The organism is Gemmatimonas sp., assembly GCF_044376735.1.
Taxonomy (GTDB): Bacteria; Gemmatimonadota; Gemmatimonadetes; order Gemmatimonadales; family Gemmatimonadaceae; genus Gemmatimonas.
Map to the genome: position 1 here is coordinate 25,330 of NZ_JBILKJ010000013.1, position 16,799 is coordinate 42,128.

At 68.1% G+C, this 16,799-nt stretch carries 13 protein-coding genes; 4 read left to right on the top strand and 9 right to left on the bottom strand.

The features are described from left to right. Nucleotides 1–157: 157 nt before the first annotated feature. On the top strand, nt 158–1,333 hold the full coding sequence (locus ACIRA7_RS03610) for a PP2C family protein-serine/threonine phosphatase (protein ID WP_396219445.1): 1,176 nt from the start codon (nt 158–160) through the stop codon (nt 1,331–1,333). 10 nt (nt 1,334–1,343) lie between these two features. Here the strand turns inward: ACIRA7_RS03610 and ACIRA7_RS03615 are convergent, their stop codons facing one another. Genes ACIRA7_RS03615 through murQ form a run of 3 tightly spaced genes read right to left on the bottom strand, consistent with a single transcriptional unit; the run spans nt 1,344 to nt 4,936 of the window. After that, on the bottom strand, nt 1,344–2,828 hold the full coding sequence (locus ACIRA7_RS03615; RefSeq protein ID WP_396219446.1) for a glycoside hydrolase family 3 protein: 1,485 nt from the start codon (nt 2,826–2,828) through the stop codon (nt 1,344–1,346). A gap of 6 nt (nt 2,829–2,834) precedes the next feature. Further along, entirely contained in the window at nt 2,835–4,010 is a 1,176-nt protein-coding gene (locus ACIRA7_RS03620; RefSeq protein WP_396219447.1) for an anhydro-N-acetylmuramic acid kinase, read from the bottom strand. A gap of 2 nt (nt 4,011–4,012) precedes the next feature. Next, nucleotides 4,013–4,936, bottom strand: a complete 924-nt coding sequence (gene murQ / locus ACIRA7_RS03625) for an N-acetylmuramic acid 6-phosphate etherase (protein WP_396219448.1) — start codon at nt 4,934–4,936, stop codon at nt 4,013–4,015. A 146-nt stretch (nt 4,937–5,082) separates the two neighbouring features. Here murQ and ACIRA7_RS03630 point away from each other — a divergent pair, with 146 nt between their 5' ends. Further along, on the top strand, nt 5,083–5,835 hold the full coding sequence (locus tag ACIRA7_RS03630; protein ID WP_396219449.1) for a hypothetical protein: 753 nt from the start codon (nt 5,083–5,085) through the stop codon (nt 5,833–5,835). A 35-nt stretch (nt 5,836–5,870) separates the two neighbouring features. Then, the gene (gene ggt / locus ACIRA7_RS03635; protein WP_396219450.1) at nt 5,871–7,631 is read left to right on the top strand and encodes a gamma-glutamyltransferase; all 1,761 of its coding nucleotides are present in this window, start codon (nt 5,871–5,873) and stop codon (nt 7,629–7,631) included. 270 nt (nt 7,632–7,901) lie between these two features. Here the strand turns inward: ggt and ACIRA7_RS03640 are convergent, their stop codons facing one another. Next, the gene (locus ACIRA7_RS03640; protein WP_396219451.1) at nt 7,902–8,798 is read right to left on the bottom strand and encodes a glycine zipper 2TM domain-containing protein; all 897 of its coding nucleotides are present in this window, start codon (nt 8,796–8,798) and stop codon (nt 7,902–7,904) included. A gap of 134 nt (nt 8,799–8,932) precedes the next feature. Between ACIRA7_RS03640 and ACIRA7_RS03645 the strand changes: the two genes are divergently transcribed. Continuing rightward, nucleotides 8,933–10,762: an ABC transporter ATP-binding protein gene (locus tag ACIRA7_RS03645; protein ID WP_396219452.1), complete on the top strand. Its 1,830-nt coding sequence runs from the start codon at nt 8,933–8,935 to the stop codon at nt 10,760–10,762. A 7-nt stretch (nt 10,763–10,769) separates the two neighbouring features. Here ACIRA7_RS03645 and ACIRA7_RS03650 read toward each other — a convergent pair whose 3' ends face one another. From ACIRA7_RS03650 to priA, 5 genes are all read right to left on the bottom strand, one after another. Continuing rightward, complete coding sequence (locus tag ACIRA7_RS03650; RefSeq protein WP_396219453.1) at nt 10,770–11,495, bottom strand: cytochrome c biogenesis CcdA family protein; 726 nt, start codon at nt 11,493–11,495, stop codon at nt 10,770–10,772. Next, the gene (locus ACIRA7_RS03655) at nt 11,485–11,991 is read right to left on the bottom strand and encodes a Fur family transcriptional regulator (protein ID WP_396219454.1); all 507 of its coding nucleotides are present in this window, start codon (nt 11,989–11,991) and stop codon (nt 11,485–11,487) included. The genes ACIRA7_RS03650 and ACIRA7_RS03655 overlap by 11 nt, the downstream gene beginning before the upstream one ends. A 36-nt stretch (nt 11,992–12,027) precedes the next feature. Further along, the gene (locus tag ACIRA7_RS03660; protein ID WP_396219455.1) at nt 12,028–12,921 is read right to left on the bottom strand and encodes a hypothetical protein; all 894 of its coding nucleotides are present in this window, start codon (nt 12,919–12,921) and stop codon (nt 12,028–12,030) included. Nucleotides 12,922–13,345: 424 nt separating this feature from the next. Next, entirely contained in the window at nt 13,346–14,512 is a 1,167-nt protein-coding gene (locus tag ACIRA7_RS03665; RefSeq protein WP_396219456.1) for an aminotransferase class I/II-fold pyridoxal phosphate-dependent enzyme, read from the bottom strand. Nucleotides 14,513–14,541: 29 nt separating this feature from the next. Continuing rightward, nucleotides 14,542–16,791, bottom strand: a complete 2,250-nt coding sequence (priA, locus tag ACIRA7_RS03670) for a primosomal protein N' (protein WP_396219457.1) — start codon at nt 16,789–16,791, stop codon at nt 14,542–14,544. Nucleotides 16,792–16,799 lie beyond the last annotated feature (8 nt).

Consider the following 16,799-nt stretch of genomic DNA (forward strand, 5'->3'; position numbering starts at 1 on the left):
GCTCCAACGTGCCCCATTATCACGTGTTCACGGATCGGCCGCCGGAGACGGAGTCGGGGCCGACCCGGACTCCGGGCGCGGAGGAGTGCAACTCCCGGCGCCCGCGTCCGTACGGACAGCTGTCCCCCCTGTGCGAACCGGCCCGCTCCATGATGCTGTGACCGCTCCCGCCTCACCCACCCAACGTACGCCGGGCGACCACCGTGTGGTCGCGCGGGTCTTCGCGCTCACGGACGTCGGACGCACGCGGGAGCATAACGAGGACACGTTCCTCGTGGCGGACCTCGAATCGGGAACCCCGTTCGATTTCGCCGACGGCTCCCACGACATCCCGATCGATCCGCATGGGGTGCTGTTTCTCGTGGCCGACGGGATGGGCGGCGCCGCCTCCGGTGAGCTCGCCAGCAGCATGGCCGGGAGCGTCGTGCTGGACGCGCTGCAGGGTACGTGGACGGCCATGGACCCGTCGCCCCTGGCGTTTGCCGAAACGCTGCGCGACGCCACCGCGTTGGCCAATGCGCGCATTCATCAGTACGCCCGGGAGAACCCCGAGCACCGCGGCATGGGCACCACCGCTACGATCGCCGGGCTGTTGGACGACCGACTGTTCGTGGTGCAAGTCGGTGATAGCCGCGCGTACCTCGTGCGCGACGGCCACATCGAGCAACTCACCAAGGATCAGTCGCTCATGCAGCGACTCGTGGAAGCGGGCGAACTCACCGCGGAAGAAGCGGAGGTCAGCGAGCGCCGGAACATCATTCTGCAGGCGCTCGGCCCAGACGCGCAGATCACGATCGACCTGACGCATCAGCAGGTGTGTCGCGGCGATACGCTCATTCTCTGCAGCGACGGGCTATCGGGTTTGGTGCGAGCCGACGAGATCGCGCGCGCATCGAACGAAGAGCAGACAATGCGCGCCATCTGTACGCGCCTCGTCGAGCGCGCAAACGAGCGCGGTGGCCACGACAACATCACCGTCATCGCCGTACGTTTCGACGGCGAGGCGCTGCGGGCCTCGCGCGATGGCGACCGCTTCGGCTACACCACGTTCCCCCTCGCCGGCACGCTGAACGACGACGTTCGCGAATCGGTGCCGGCGTCGCGACCCACGCTCCGCAGTGACCCGACGCCGGCGTTCGGAACGCCCGTCCCCTCGCGCGCGATGCTGCAGGAGGCGGTCGGACGCGCGCCGGCACCCGACGATCGCGCCCGGCTCGGCGCTCCCGAACCGGTGATCGAAGAACGTCGACGGGCCGTGCAACCGGTGTTCATGCTGCTGGGCCTCATCGCCCTGCTTGCCGTCGCCTGGTTCGTGTTCGACCTCGTGAACTGAACGCCGACCGCTACTTCTTGTGGTGGCGCAGCAGTCCGCGTCCAGCCGCCTGCTGCATCACGCGATCGCCACCCCATGCCAGCACGGTGGGCTGGGTCATGCCCAGCTGTGCGACCCAGCGCGGATGGCCGAGACCAATGAGAATCACCGAGCGCTGCAGCGCGTCGGCCTGCGCCACCAGGGTGTATACCCGTGCCACGGTCTCCGGGAGCAGCGTGGTCCGTCCCTTGCCGGCCACGTAGTCGGCGAACAGCGCGATCACGAAGGGGCCGCCGCTCGCCGGTGTCGGGGCGTCGACGATCCGCGCGTCGTTGCCGCCAAGACGCATCGCTTCCGCGATGCCGGTGCGCTCCACCGCCGGGCCATCGGCATCGTGATCGTCATCGACGATCGCCATTTCCGTGACCGTGCCGACCACGGGGAGCGGGCCATACTCCACACGAAGCACCTTGTCGGCCAGCAGCGCACCCCACGCGGTATCGGCGCCGCTCGGGCGACGCCAGTCGTTCGGCGGTGACGCCCACTGGGCCCACTTGAGACGACGGCGCACCGAGTGCTTCACGCGCTCGGGCTCCAGCGTGCCATCATCGTACGCGCGCTCGAGCGCCATGAGCGCGTCTTCCAGATCGCCCGGGCCGATGAGCACATCACATCCGGCGCGCACCGCGAGCACGGCCGTTTCCGCCGCCGTGCGTCCCTCGAGTACGGCGGCCATCGTCATCGTGTCCGCCACGATGAGATTGTCGAACTTGAGCTGCTGCCGGAGCAACCACTGCAGGATCTCGCGCGACAGCGTCGCCGGCGCCCGACTCGAGTCGAGTGCCGGATACACGACGTGCGCGGTCATCACGCTCGCCACACCGGCGGCGATGGCCGCCCGGAACGGCTGCATATCCTGCTCCTTGAGCTGATCGGCAGGCGTCTCGACCACCGGCACATCGAGATTCGGATCGCGCGTTACGCGCCCCATGCCCGGGAAGTGCTTCGCGCAGGCGAGCACGCCTTCCGCCTGACAGGCTTCGATCCACGCGGCCACGAGTTGTGCCACCTTCCGCGCATCGGCGCCCATGGCGCGCGTGCCGATGATCGGGTTGTCGAGGAGCAGATCGAGATCGCACACCGGCGCGAGGTTCCAATTCACGCCGATGGTGCGCGCCTCCCGGGCCGTCAGACGCGCCGCGCGGCGCAGCGCCTCGATATCATCGAGCGACGTGATGGCCGCGAGCGGCGGCAACCCGGTGGCGCCGGCGAACTGCTGTCCCGCCCCACGTTCCAGATCCGCCGTGATCAGCAGCGGATGACGGGACTTGATCTGGAGTTCCTTGGCGAGCGCCCGCACGCCATCCTGTTCGCCGCCAATGAGCTGAAAGCCACCGACGCCGAGGGCGAGCGACTGCTCGATGAGCGGACGCATGTCGGCAAAGCCGCCCGACGGCGACCAACGGAGTACGGGGATGAGCAGCTGCGCGAGTTCACGACGGGACTGTTCGCTCATGAGCGACTAGCGGACGGCTGGAGTGAGCGAACCAAGGATACGCGGACCTCGCGCTCCCGTTGCGCTGGGCACATTGCCGGCGCGGCCCGACAGGTGGAGAAAGCCCAGCAGTGCAAACGCCACCGCCTCTTTCGCCTCTCCATCGAAATACAATGCATCAAAGATACACACCCGCGGCCCATTCTCGCGGGCCACGGCCGCCTCGATCATGCGAACGAGTGTCGGATTGTGCGCCCCACCCCCGGACAGCACGACCTCCTGCACCGGCTCCGGGATGAACCGGCGATACTGATCGGCCACCGAGCGCGCCGTCAGCGCGGTGGCAGTCGCCACGATGTCAGCGGCGGACGCCCCGGCCGCCCGGCAGTCGTCGATGAAGCGGGCGATGTAGCCCCGGGAAAACAGCTCGCGCCCCGTACTCTTGGGGGGCGCATCGGCGAAGTACGGATGGCGGAGCGCGTCCGCCACGACCGACTCCAGCACGTCGCCATTGGCGGCCAGCAGGCCGTCGCGATCGTACGGCAGCCCGTCGTACAACGACCGGACCACCCCGTCGATGATCACCACACCGGGGCCGGTGTCGAACGCGCGGACCGATGCCATGCCGCCGCGATCGTGCATGGGCGCGGGCGGTACGACGGTCACGTTGCCGATGCCGCCGATGTTTTGCAGCGCGCGCCACTGCGTGTCATGCGCGAACAACAGACAGTCGGCCATCGTGACCAGCGGCGCCCCCTGCCCGCCGGCCGCCACGTCACGCGCACGGAAGTCCGACACCACGTCGCACCCGGTGCGCTCCGCGATGCGGGCCGCGTCACCCACCTGCCACGTGCTGTGCCCGGGTTCATGCCACAGCGTCTGTCCATGCGACGCCACCGCCGCGACCTCGCGCGCGGTCACACCGGCAGCGGTCATCGCCGCGAGCGCTGCATCGGCCATCCAATCCCCGACATCGGCCTGCATGCGACAATACGCGCGCGCCGTGCCCTCCTGCATCGCCTGCTCGAGCCGTGCGCGCTCCTCGCGGTCATACGCGCGGTGCGTGAACCCCAGCAGTTCACCGTGCACGCGACCGTTCGGCAGGTCGCGAAACTGCGCCACCGCTGCGCTGATCCCGTCAAGCGACGTGCCCGACATGAGCCCGACGAGAATACGTCCGTGGGCGTCGAGGGCGCCGCTCACCGTCAGACGACCGGCGGCGGTGCGTTCGGCACGACGCGACGGACCACACCCTCCCCCGCCTCGAGCTGCACACGCGCGGTCTCGGCATCGACATGCAGGGCATGCATCACCAACGCCAGCTTGACCTGACCGTCGGCCTCGACCAGCAGCGCCCGCGCCTCGTCGCGCGACAATGCGGTGACCTCCATGACGATGCGTTCGGCCCGATCCTGCAATTTCACATTCGTCGCGCGCAGATCGACCATCAGGTTGCCGTAGCTCTTACCGATGCGGATCATCGCACCGGTGGTGAGCAGGTTGCACACGAGCTTGGTGGCGGTGCCGGCCTTGAGTCGCGTGGAGCCGGTGAGCGCTTCGGGTCCGACCACCGGCAGGATGCAGATATCCGTCACCGCACGCATGGCCGCCGGCGGCTCCGTACACGCGATCAACACCGTGCGCGCGCCACGTTCCCGCGCGCGCGTGAGCGCCCCGCGCACGAACGGCGTGGTCCCCGAGGCCGCGATCCCACACACCACATCGCCGGACTGCACCGCGTGTGCATCCATGACGGCCGCGCCAGCCACCGGATCGTCTTCCGCGCCCTCGATCGGCGTGCGCAGCGCGCGATCGCCGCCCGCGATGATGCCGACGACCATAGCCGGATCGGTCCCGAACGTGGGCGGGCACTCACTGGCATCGAGCACCCCGAGCCGCCCCGACGTACCGGCGCCCACGTACAACAGACGACCGCCACGGCGAAAGGCCGCCTCGATCAGCGCGATGGATTCGGCGATCGGCTCGCGTTGCGTCGCCACGGCCTCGGCCACCCCGTGGTCTTCCGCGTTGAGGAGATCCACAATCGCGAGCGGCGACGCGAGGTCGATATCGACGGTGCGCGGATTGCGACGTTCCGTGACACGTGAATCGTGTGTCGGTGCGGGCACGGGAGCAGGTTCGGGGGACACCACGCGATCGGCTGTCTTGTGCTCGCGGCGCGGGGTATGTTCCAGTGGATGCCGCCGAGGGGTCGGGCAGCACGGGCGACGGCGAGTTCTCGCCTGCGTCGCTCTCGTCAAACTTAGGAGTCGCCATGCGCGAATCGCAACCCGATGGTCGGCACGGTATCCTGCGTGCGCTTGGTGCCGCCATGGTCGCCATGTGCCTGGGTGCCACGACGCTGACCGCGCAGATCCGCGGACGGCCAGCCACCCGACAGCCCGACGCCGGCTGGTGGATCTCCGGCGGTGCCGCCGCCGTGATCCTGAACGACATCAGCGACGGGGCGACGCGCTCCAAATGGACGTTCGGCAGCGATCCGCTCTGGCAGATGCGCGGCACGATCGAGCGAGCGCTGGACGAAGCCACCACCCTCGGCGTTTCCGCCGGGTACGGTGTGGTCAACCTCGCGCTGACCCCGATGACTTACACCGCAGCCAAGCCGCCCACGTCGCCCGCGTTGCCGAGCCAGTGCGCCACTGGCTGCGACGCGCAGACGCAGCTGTGGACGCTCATGGGCCAGTTCCGCAGCAGCGGCGGCGGCGGCTTTCACACGCTGTTCGAGGCTGCCGGCGGCGTCACCGGCTTCCGTGACATGCGCCTTCGCGCCGACAGCGCCGGCGTAGCCGGTATCGCCATCGGGCCCGCGAAGGGGCAGTTCGACCTCTCCGGGACGCTGGGCGCCGGGTTCGGCTATGGCCTCTCCTCCAATCTGCACATCGCGCTAGTGCAGGAGTTCGGCATGGGCTGGCACGCCAAGGCCGACCTCCCCGACGGCGTCGGCCGCACGTGGCGGGTGCGGACCACGCGGGCGTCCATTCGCCTCGGCTTCGGATCGGATCGCTGACCCCGTTCGTCCTCAACGCTCACTACGAATCACGCATGCCTGTGTTCAAGTCGATCGTCCTGACGCTCTCCTGTTGCCTGTTGGGTGCCTGCGCCCGGACCACGACGCCGCCGACCGATGGCAGCGCCGAACCGGCGCGTGAACCCGCGCAGTTTCCCGCCGGCTGGCGCCTCCCCACCGGCGCGTCCTCGACGTTCGCTGCGCAGGCGATGGCCGTCAGCAATAGTCCCGAGGCGAGCGCCGCCGCGGCCGAGATCATGAAGGCCGGCGGCAACGCCGTCGACGCGGCCGTCGCGCTCGGCTTCGCCCTCGCGGTCGCCTGGCCGGAGGCGGGCAACATCGGCGGCGGTGGCTACTCCATCGTGCACATGGCCGACGGACGCTCGGCCGCCATCGACTATCGCGAAGTCGCTCCGCTGGCGGCGACCCGCAACATGTACGTCGATGCCAATGGCAAGGTCACCGACCGCAGCATCGAAGGCCACTTGGCGAGTGGTGTGCCCGGCGCCGTCGCCGGGCTGACGCTGCTGCTCAAGCAGTATGGCACGATGCCGTTGTCGCGCGTGATGCAGCCCGCCATTGCGCTCGCGCGCGACGGGTTTGTGATCGACACCGCGTTGGCCGGTTCGATGTCGCGTGCCGCCACCGTGGTCTCGCGCAACAGCCCGGTCACACCGTACTTCCCGAATGGCAAGGCGCTCCCCGCCGGCGCGCGGCTGGTGCAGCCGGACCTCGCGCGCACCCTGCAGGCCATCGCCGACAACGGCGCGAACGCGTTCTACGAAGGGTGGATCGCCGATTCACTGGTGGCCGAGCAGGCGCGCGGTGGCGGCGTCATCACGCGCGCCGACCTCAAGGCCTACACGCCGGTGTCGCGGAAGCCGATCGCGAGTACGTACCGCGGCTATCGCTTGCTCGCGATGCCGCCCTCGTCGTCGGGCGGTGTCACGATGACGGAAGCCCTCAACGTGCTCGAGCAGTACAGCAGCGTGCCCGCGTACGGCAGCACGCGCTGGTTCCACCTGGTCGGCAGTGCCTTCCAGCGGGCCTTCATCGATCGGAACAGCAAGCTCGGTGACCCGGCGTTCGTGAAGGTGCCCATGGAGCAGCTCACGAGCAAAGCCTACGCCAAGACGCTGGCCGCCACGATCGATGACACGCGCGCCACCACTACGAAGTCGCTCGAGCCCCGCATGGGACAGCCCGTGCGCGAACCGGAACACACGACGCATTACGCGGTGGTCGATGCGAAAGGCAACGCCGTATCCACAACGACCACGCTGAACAACTCGTGGGGATCGGGCGTGTGGGTGCGCGGCGCCGGTTTCATGCTGAACGACGAGATGGACGACTTCGCCGTGCAACCCGGGACGGCCAACATGTACGGCCTCGTGCAGGGCGAAGCGAATGCCATTCAGCCCGGCAAGCGCATGCTCAGCGCGATGTCGCCCACGATCGTGCTCGACAAGACGGGGCGCGTGTTCCTGATGGTCGGCGCCGCCGGTGGCCCCACGATCATCACCGGTACCGCGCAAGTGATCCTGAACGTGATCGATCATCACATGACACTCGCCGACGCCATGCGCGCCCCGCGCGTGCACCATCAGGCCCTGCCCGACTCGCTCACGTACGAGGACGGCGGCATTCGTCCAGCTGTACTCGACTCGCTCACGAAGATGGGCTACGCCATGCGCAAGCTGCGCGCGCTCGTGAACATCAACGCGATCATGCGCGTGAAGGCGGGATGGGAAGGTGTGCCGGAGCCGAGACGAAGCGGGGGCGCGGTAGGATACTGATGGGATGACGGATGAACGGCGCCATTGAGTGAACGGCGCTAAAAGTGAACGGCGCTATGAGTGAACGGCGCTAAGAGTGAACGGCGCTAAGAGTGAACAGCGCTAGGAGTTAACGGCGTGCGCAGCGCGGTTTACTCCTCGCGCGCCTTACCTTCGCGCCGTTCACTTTTAGCGCCGTTCACTTTTAGCGCCGTTCACTTTTAGCGCCGTTCACTCTTAGCGCCGTAAACTCTTAGCGCCGTAAACTCTTAGCGCCCCTAGCTGTCATCCTTACGGCGTAGCTCCCGGTCGTACCGTCACCGCGGTGTTCAACGTTGCGGTGATCGCCGCTCCCGCGTTGATGCACATGTCGTAGTTCGCGGTGGCCGCCGCCGCCGCCGTGCCGGCCGCTGCACCGGCGGCGGCACCGATCAGGGTCCCCTTCGTATCCTTGCCGATCATCTGGCCGGCGATCGCGCCAAGGATGGCGCCCCCCGCGGCCTTCCGCGCATCCGTACCCCGCGTGGTGCTGCGCACCCGCTCCGCCGACGACGACTGCACCGTCGCATCCAGCGGGTACGTGCGACCGCCGTACGTCACCGACACCAGCCGCACCGTCAACGACGTCTGGTCGTTCGGGTTCTTCGCGGTCTTCGCGTCGACCACTTCAAACGTGCCCGTCGCGCCGTCGGGGATCACCACGCCGTTCGACGCCGCCACCGACTGTTCCAGCGACGCCGTGAACTTCTCACCGGCGGTCACCGTGTTGCTGCAGACCTTGTTGCTCGCGGCAAATCGAAACGACGTGCCCGATGCCACCACGCCCGTCACGGGAACGGGAGCCGGCGCGGGCGTCGGCGCGGGCGTGGGCGTCGGCTCGGGCGCCGACGGCTTTGGAGCCACGGGGGTCGGGCGCGGGCGCGGCCGCGGCGCGGCCGGCTTGGGCGCAGGGGCCGGCACCGGCGCCGGAACCGGCGCTTCGACGACTGGCGCGGGCGGCGGGGTCACCGGCACGTCGGCGAGCTTGGGCTGCGCCGAGTCCGTGGCCATCGCCAGATCACGGCCAAGTGTGCTGTCGACGTTCAGGGAGGCCGTATCGGGCGCCTTCTCGCCGCACGCGGCAAGCGCCGCGAGCGAGAGGGCTGCCAGCATCATCGTGGCTCGTGACGCACGAATAGATTCACGCATACGGAAACTCCTGAGCAAAGGGAAGCGGGACATGCCCGCGAGGGGAAGATCAGTCGAACACGTCGCGGTTCGCCTTTCGGCACACGATGAACGCTAATAAACGCCAAGTCTCGCCGACACCAACAGGACGCGCGTTGCGACGACTGCTCCCGTACTACCACCCGTACCGGTGGCAAGTTGCGTGCGGGCTCTCGTCGGTGGTCGCGGGGGCCTTGCTGGCCAGCGTCATTCCGTCCCTGCTGCAACGTGGAGTGGACCAGATCCGTTCGGGTGCCGAAGTCGGCGCCACCGTGCGACTGGGCGGGCTCATGCTGCTCACGGCCATGGCGAGCGGCCTGCTGCGCTTCACCATGCGGCTCCTCCTGAATGGGATCAGTCGCCGCATCGAAACCGACCTCCGCCACGACATCTTCGCCCGCCTCAGCACCCTCGACGCCAGTTGGTACGCCCGCTGGCGCACCGGGGATCTCATGGCGCGACTCTCCAACGACCTCGGCGCCGTTCGCATGGCCGCCGGTCCGGCCGTGATGTACCTCGTGAACACCATCTTCGGTGCCCTCTTCGCGATGATCATGATGGTCCGCATCAGCCCGCTGCTCACGGCTGTCGCGCTGCTGCCCATGATCGGGCTCCCCGTACTCATGCTTCGTCTCGGACGCCGCGTGCATGACCGCTTTGAAGCGGTCCAGTCGCAATTCAGCCAGCTCACCACACGCGCGCAGGAGAACCTCTCGGGCGTGCGCGTGGTCCGCGCCTATCGGCAGGAGCAGGCCGAAACCGCGCGTTTCGTGCACCTCGGCGACGAGTACCTCACCGCCAACATGGCCCTCGCCAAGCTGAACGGGGTCATGAACCCCGGATTCGGCCTGCTGGCCGGCCTGGGTGGTGCGGTCACGATCGGCGTTGGTGGAGGGCTGCTCATTCGCGGCGACGTCACCGTCGGCGGCTACGTCGCGTTCGGCATCTATCTCGCCCAACTCACCTGGCCGCTCATCGCGCTCGGTTGGACCACCAACCTCTTTCAGCGCGCCGCCGCATCCATGACCCGGGTACTCGAACTGCTCGACGCGGTACCCCTCGCGGTGCGCGACACGGGCACCGCGACCCTCCCGGTCGGCGGCACTGGTGCGCCGCACGGCGGGCGCACGGTGGAGTTCAAGCACGTGTCGTTCCGCTATCCGCGCCCGGTCATCGTGAGCGAAGACGGCGCCGCACGCGATGCGAACTATGAGCAGACGCCCAACGGCGCTCCCCCGGCCGACGCGCGCTGGATTCTGCACGATGTGTCCTTCCGCATTCCTGCGGGTGGTACGCTGGCGATCGTCGGCGCCACCGGCTCCGGCAAGAGCGCCCTTATGGATCTCATCCCGCGTTTCTTCGATCCGCAGGAAGGACAGGTGCTGCTCGACGGCGTCGACATCCGCGAGCTCCCGATCGGCACACTCCGTGCCGAACTGGGCTACGTCCCACAGGAAGCGCTGCTCTTCAGCGAGACGGTGGGCGAGAACATCGGCTACGGGCTCGACGCGCCCGATCGCGAACGCCTCGAACAGGCCGCGGCGATCGCGCAGCTACGTGACACGATCGCCGCGCTGCCCGACGGCCTCGACACGCGGCTCGGCGAACGTGGCATCAACCTATCGGGCGGCCAGAAGCAACGAACCGCGCTGGCCCGTGCCCTGGCCCGGTCACCGCGCGTCGTGCTGCTCGACGATGCGCTCTCCGCGGTGGACACGCAGACCGAGGCCGCCATCCTCCACGAGCTGCGGACCGCGTTGCAGGGGCGCACGGCACTGATTGCGTCGCATCGCGTAAGCACCGTGCGTGAGGCCGATCATATTCTCGTGCTCGACGACGGCTGCATCGTCGAGCAGGGCACGCACGAGGAACTCGTCCGTCTCGGGAAACGCTACACGCAGCTGCTGCAGCGTCAGCAGCTGCTCGAGGCCATCGAAGCGGCGTGACGAGCGGCTAGAGCCGCTCGACGAGGAACGCCGGCGTGAGCGGTTGCAGAATGGCGGCCAGCCGCTCGAACCACCCGGTGAACATCAGCACACCCACCAGGATCAGCAGCACGCCAGCAAGCCGATTCACGAGCCCCAGATTCTTCTTGAACTTCTGGAAGAACCCGAGGAAGTGCTCGAGCGCGAGCGCGCTCAGCAGAAATGGCACCGCCAGCCCCAGCGAGTAGAACGAGAGGAGCGTGATCCCCTTGGCCAGCTGTGACTCGTTGGCCGCCAGCAGCAAGATCGCGCCGAGCGTCGGACCAAGACACGGTGTCCAGCCGGCGCCGAAGGCGATGCCCACCAGGACCGTGCCCAGATAGCCGATAGGCTTGTCGCTGAGATGCACGCGGCGTTCCTGCTGCAACGCGCCGATGTTCAGGAGGCCGATCATCCAGAGCCCCATCAGCACCATCAAGGCCCCGCCCACGCGGGCGATCCACACACGATAGGCGAGCATCAACTGCCCGAACGCCGTGGCGCCCGCGCCAAGCGCCACGAAGATGAACGAGAAGCCGATCACGAACAGCACCGCGTGGGTCAACGCCGCCCGTCGGGAGCGTGACACGTCGTCGAGCCCCATGCCCGTGATGAACGTGATGTAACTCGGCACCAGGGGAAGCACACACGGGCTGAGAAAGCTCAGCAACCCCGCGGTGAACGCCACCAACACAGTCAGGGAATCAGGAGCCACGACGTATACTCGACGAACTGGAGGGATGGCCGCGGCGGCAGCTGCCGCACAGACCGTAAATGACGAGCCGGTGACGCTGACGCGAAAAATCATACGCTTCCGCCAACAGCGTGGTCATGCGTTCCAATCGTTCGTCGCGAAACTCGGTGACCCGGCCACACACCGTGCACAGCAGGTGCTCGTGGTGCGGAACACCCCGCGATGCCTCATAGCGCTTGAATCCTTCGCCGAAATCACGCTCGACCACCAGACCGCTGCGCACGAGCACGTCGAGGGTGCGATACACCGTCGCCGTACCCGCCGTCGCTCCGTGGGCGCGCAGCTCGCGCGCCACATCCTCGGCCGACAGGTGCCGGTCGGTGCCCAACACCACGTCGGCGATCGCCAAACGCTGTGCCGTAGCCGGGAGGTTGTGATCGCGCAGGAACGCGCGAAACGCCTCCCGATCGGCTGTCATGGCCGCCGCACTCGTCGTGGCGTCGTGCGCCTCGCTCATGCCGAATCGCTCATGCCGAATCGCTCGCCGTCCGGATCAGACCGCGGGGTACGGGACGCGGAGTGCTCGCGCCAGCTGAGGCGCCGAGTAGCGCACGATCTCCGATTCCTCGCCGGCGCGCCGCTGGACACCGCGCACCACGAGATCGACCGTGACCAGCGGCGCGTCGGCTTCCGCCACGACATCGGCTTCCCACTTGCCACGCTCGGGCCCCTTCTGCACGAGCCGATACCGTGCCGTGTACACCGTGTGGCGGATGCGCGGCAACGGCGCGGTCTCGATGAGCCCCTCATCTGCCACGTCGGCCGCGACGTCCGCATCAATGACAACGTCGACGTCGGCATCGACGAGGACATCGACGTCCGCATCAACCCCGACATCGACGTCCGCATCAATGGCGACATCGACGACAGCATCGACGACAGCGTCAACGACGACATCGAAGTCAGCGTCAACGACGACATCGACATCAGCTTCGACATCAGCCTCGATATCAGCGTCGACGGCGAGAGCAGCGGCGACGTCGCCCACGGCCTCATCCGTCGCAACCGCCTCGTCGTCGAACGGCAGTTCGGGGGCGGGCGACAACTCGAACGCCATGACCGGCACACGCGCCGCGATCACGGCGATGCCCGTTTCCACGCCCCCCTGCCGCAACGGTGAGAACAGATGCAGTTCCTCGATGCGCGCGAGCGGCACATGGGCGAGGACCACCTTGAGGAATCGCTCCGTGATCTCGGACACCGGCGCGTCAGCGCGGTCAGGGGCGACCACCGCCGCCGCAACGACGTCCTCGGGCGCGACGACATCGTCGACCACGACCGCCGCGGTGTCCGCGTCGGCCAACGCCGCATCCCCCGTGTCGTGAGAAGCCGCCGTCGGCGCGTCGTCTGAGACTGTCGTTTCGTTGGGAAGGGGCATCAGGGGCATCAGGTGATCGGAAGAAACGGAGAAGGCGACATGCACCGTCAGATCGCGGCGCGCCCGCACCGGCTCGAGTAGTGGCCGTGGCGGATCCGGCGTCGCCCTCGGTGCACGGCACGTAGCCGGCATCCCGCATCCCGCAGCCGGCGCCGACGAGCGCGGCGGCGATGCGACGTTGGGCGGGTCGACGCTGGCTACCGAGGAAAGATCACCGTGCTCGGCACTGCCGAACAAGGCGAAAACCAGTTTCGCACCCATTGCGTTCTGACGACAGCACGATATCTCAGCACTGTACTATATGGGCACCACCCAGTCGTACTCGCTGGCGCCGGAGACCCAGCGGTCACACGCAGCCCCGATCGTGTCGACGTCGCGCAGTGCCCCACGCCGGCGTCAAATCGGCCGCGTCCACCACACGGGCGGCCTCGACTCAGGAGGCCGACAGGGCGGCGGCGATCGACGTGATCGCCGCCGCCGCGGTCGTCAACACATCAGCCGGCTGCACCAGCGACACGCGAAAACGCCCGCGTCCCGCCTCGCCAAACGCGATCCCCGGCGTCACGACCACTCCCGGCCCCTCCATCAGCGCGTCCACCCAGCCCCAGTCGTCGCAACCCGCGGGCACGGGGAGCCAGAGATACATCGTGGCCGCGGGCGCGTGCACATCCCATCCCCCCGCCTGGAACGCCTGCACCATCGCGTCGCGACGCGCGCGGTACTCCGCCACGATCGGCGGCACGATCGCCTCGTGGTGCGTAAACGCCGCCGCGCCGGCCAGCTGCGCAATCGTGCTCACACCGTAGCCGATGTTCGAGCGGTACGCATCGAGCTGCGCAATCGCCGCGCGCTTGCCCGCCACGAACGCAATGCGCACCCCGGCCATGTTGAAGCTCTTGCTGCACGTGTGCATCTCAACCGCGACCCGTGATGCTCCCGGCACCTGCAGCACGCTCGGTACACGATAGCCGTCGAACGACAGCTCGCTGTACGCCAGATCGCTGATCAGCAGCAGCGCCTGCTGTTCGGCAAACGACACGAGACGTGCGAACTCGTCCAGCGTGATCGTCGACGTGGTGGGGTTGCCCGGGTAGTTCACGATCAGCACACGAGCCTTCGCCAGGTCGGCGGGCGCCACGGCCTCGAGGTCGAGACGTCCATCCGGTAGGAAGGGCACGAACACGGGCACCGCGCCCGCCAACAGCGTGGCGCGCGCATACACCGGGTAATACACCTCGGGCACCAGCACCACGTCGCCCGGATTCGTGTGCGACAGGATGAGTTCCGCGATCCCCTCCTTCGAACCGGCCAGCGCGTGCAGCTCGGTCGCCGGATCGATGGTCACACCGAAGCGCGTGTCGAGGTAACCCGACACCGCGGCCATGTACGCGGGATGCGCGCGAAACTGCGGGTAGCCGCTCAACGCGCGATCGGCCGCGACCCGCTGCATCGCCTCGATCACCACATCGGGGATCGGCCCGTCGGGGCTGCCGATGCCGACATCGATCAGCGACTTGCCGGCGGCGCGATGCCGCTGCCGGCGTGCATCGAGTTCGTAGAACACATACGGCGGAATCGCCGCGAGGCTGTTGAGCGACATACCGGAAAGTAATGGGATGGCGGAGCCACCTACAGCAGCGACACGGGGTCGCGGTCCACCGTAAGCCGCAACTCATGCAGTTTCGGCACCGGACACCGCTCGGCGATGTAGCGCGCCACGCGCGTCATCAGCTTCGGCTGCGAGGACTTCAGCAGAAAATGCCAGCGCCATCGGTCCTTGATGCGATCGATGGGGCACGGCGCGGGCCCCACGAGCACGAGGTCGCGCAGCCCCTGCCGCTCGACCAGCCGCTGCACCCAATTAGCCGCCGCCTCCGCCGTCGCCGCCGTCGCCCCCTGATCGAGACCGCTCACCATCACGTTGGCGATACTCACGAACGGCGGATACGCCGGCATCCGGCGCGCGCCGAGTTCCTCACGCACGAAGCCGGTCACGTCGTGCGTGATGGCGTGACGGATGGCATGGCTGTTCGGCATACGCGTCTGGATGATCACATCACCGCCCTTCGGTCCGCGTCCGGCGCGCCCGGCCACCTGACTCACCAGCTGAAACGTCCGCTCGGCGGCCCGGAAGTCGGGGAGGTTGAGCCCCGTGTCCGCATCGACCACGCCTACCAGCGTCACGTTCGGGAAATCGAGTCCCTTCGCGATCATCTGCGTGCCCAGCAGGATGTCCACCTCGCCACGCCCCACGCGATCGAGAATCTGCGTGTGCGCCCACTTGCCGCTGGTGGTATCGACGTCCATTCGCGCAATGCGCGCATCCGGAAAGCGCTCGGAGAGCACGCGCTCCACCTGCTGCGTCCCGAGGCCGCGTCGGCGCATGGTGTCGGCCGAGCATTGCGGGCACGCCGCCGGCACCGGCTGCTGATGCTGGCAGTAATGGCACACGAGGACCTCGGGCACACGATGGTACGTGAGCGAGATGCTGCAATGCGGGCACACCGGCACATCACCGCAGGCATTGCACTGCATGAACGACGAATAGCCGCGACGGTTCAGCAGCAGCAGGCTCTGCTCACCGCGCACCAGTCGCTGCTCGAGTGCCACCAGCAGCGACGTACTGAACACGCCCAGCGTTTCGTCGAACGGCGCGTTGGGATTCCGCGCCTGCACTGCCTGCTTCAACTCGACGCGCATGTCCACCACGCTCACCGGCGGGAGCTGCGCCCCGGCGGCGCGATCGGGTAAGGTGAGTCGGATGGCCTGCCCACGGTCGGCCCGCTCCCACGTCTCCAGACTCGGCGTCGCGCTGCCCAGCACCACCACGGCCCCTTCGATGCGGGCGCGCACGATGGCGGCCTCACGCGCGTGGTAGCGCGGGGTCTCCGACTGTTTGTAGCTGCTCTCGTGCTCTTCGTCCACGATCACGACGCCCACACGCTCGAGCGGCGCGAACAGCGCCGACCGGGCGCCGACGGCGATGCGCCGTTCGCCGCGACGCAACGCTTGCCATGCATCGAGGCGCTCGCCGTCGCTCAAGCCGGAATGCAGTACCGCCACATCGTCGCCGAACGCCCCGCGGAACCGATCCACCGTCTGCGACGTCAGTGCGATCTCGGGCACGAGCACGATCGCCGTCTTGTCGCGCTGCTGCAGCATCGCGCGGAGTACCTCGATGTACACCAGCGTCTTGCCGCTGCCCGTCACTCCGTGCAGCAGAAAGACCTGCCCCGGATCACCGGCCAGAATGGCGCGCACGGCCTCCTGCTGCGCCGCGCTCGGATTCGGCGGCGGTAATGTCCCGACGCGATCGGCGAACGGATCGCGCTGCTGTACGTCATCCCGGATCTCCACGAGGCCGCGCTTCGCCATGGCGGTGAGCACCCCGGCGCTGCAGTTAGCCTGGATGCGTAGCGCGTCCAACGGCGCCGCGCCCCCCTGTGCCTCGAGCAGGTCGTACACGACGCGCTGTTGTTTGGCGCGGGCAAACGTCTGCTCCCGCTGCAGCAACGACGGCAGATCCATCACGAGGCGTACCATGCGCTGCGTCCGCGACTTCGGCGCCGGTGTCTTGGCCGAACTCAGCGCCGTCGGCAGCATCGATCGCAGGGTCAGCCCCAGCGGCGCCGCGTACCAGTCGGCAATCCACCGGGCCGTCTGCAGCAAGGCCGCCGGCAGCGACGGCGCGTCATCCACGACCCCCTGAATCGGTTTGAGCGTGACACCGTCGGGCGGCTCGGTGGCACCGAGGCAGATCCCGATTTCCGGACGGTTCCGGAACGGCACCAGCACGCGGGTACCGGGGGCGATCGGCACGGCGATCCCCTCAGGGACGCGATACGTGAACGTGCGGAACAGGGGCGCCGCCAGCGCCACCTCGATGC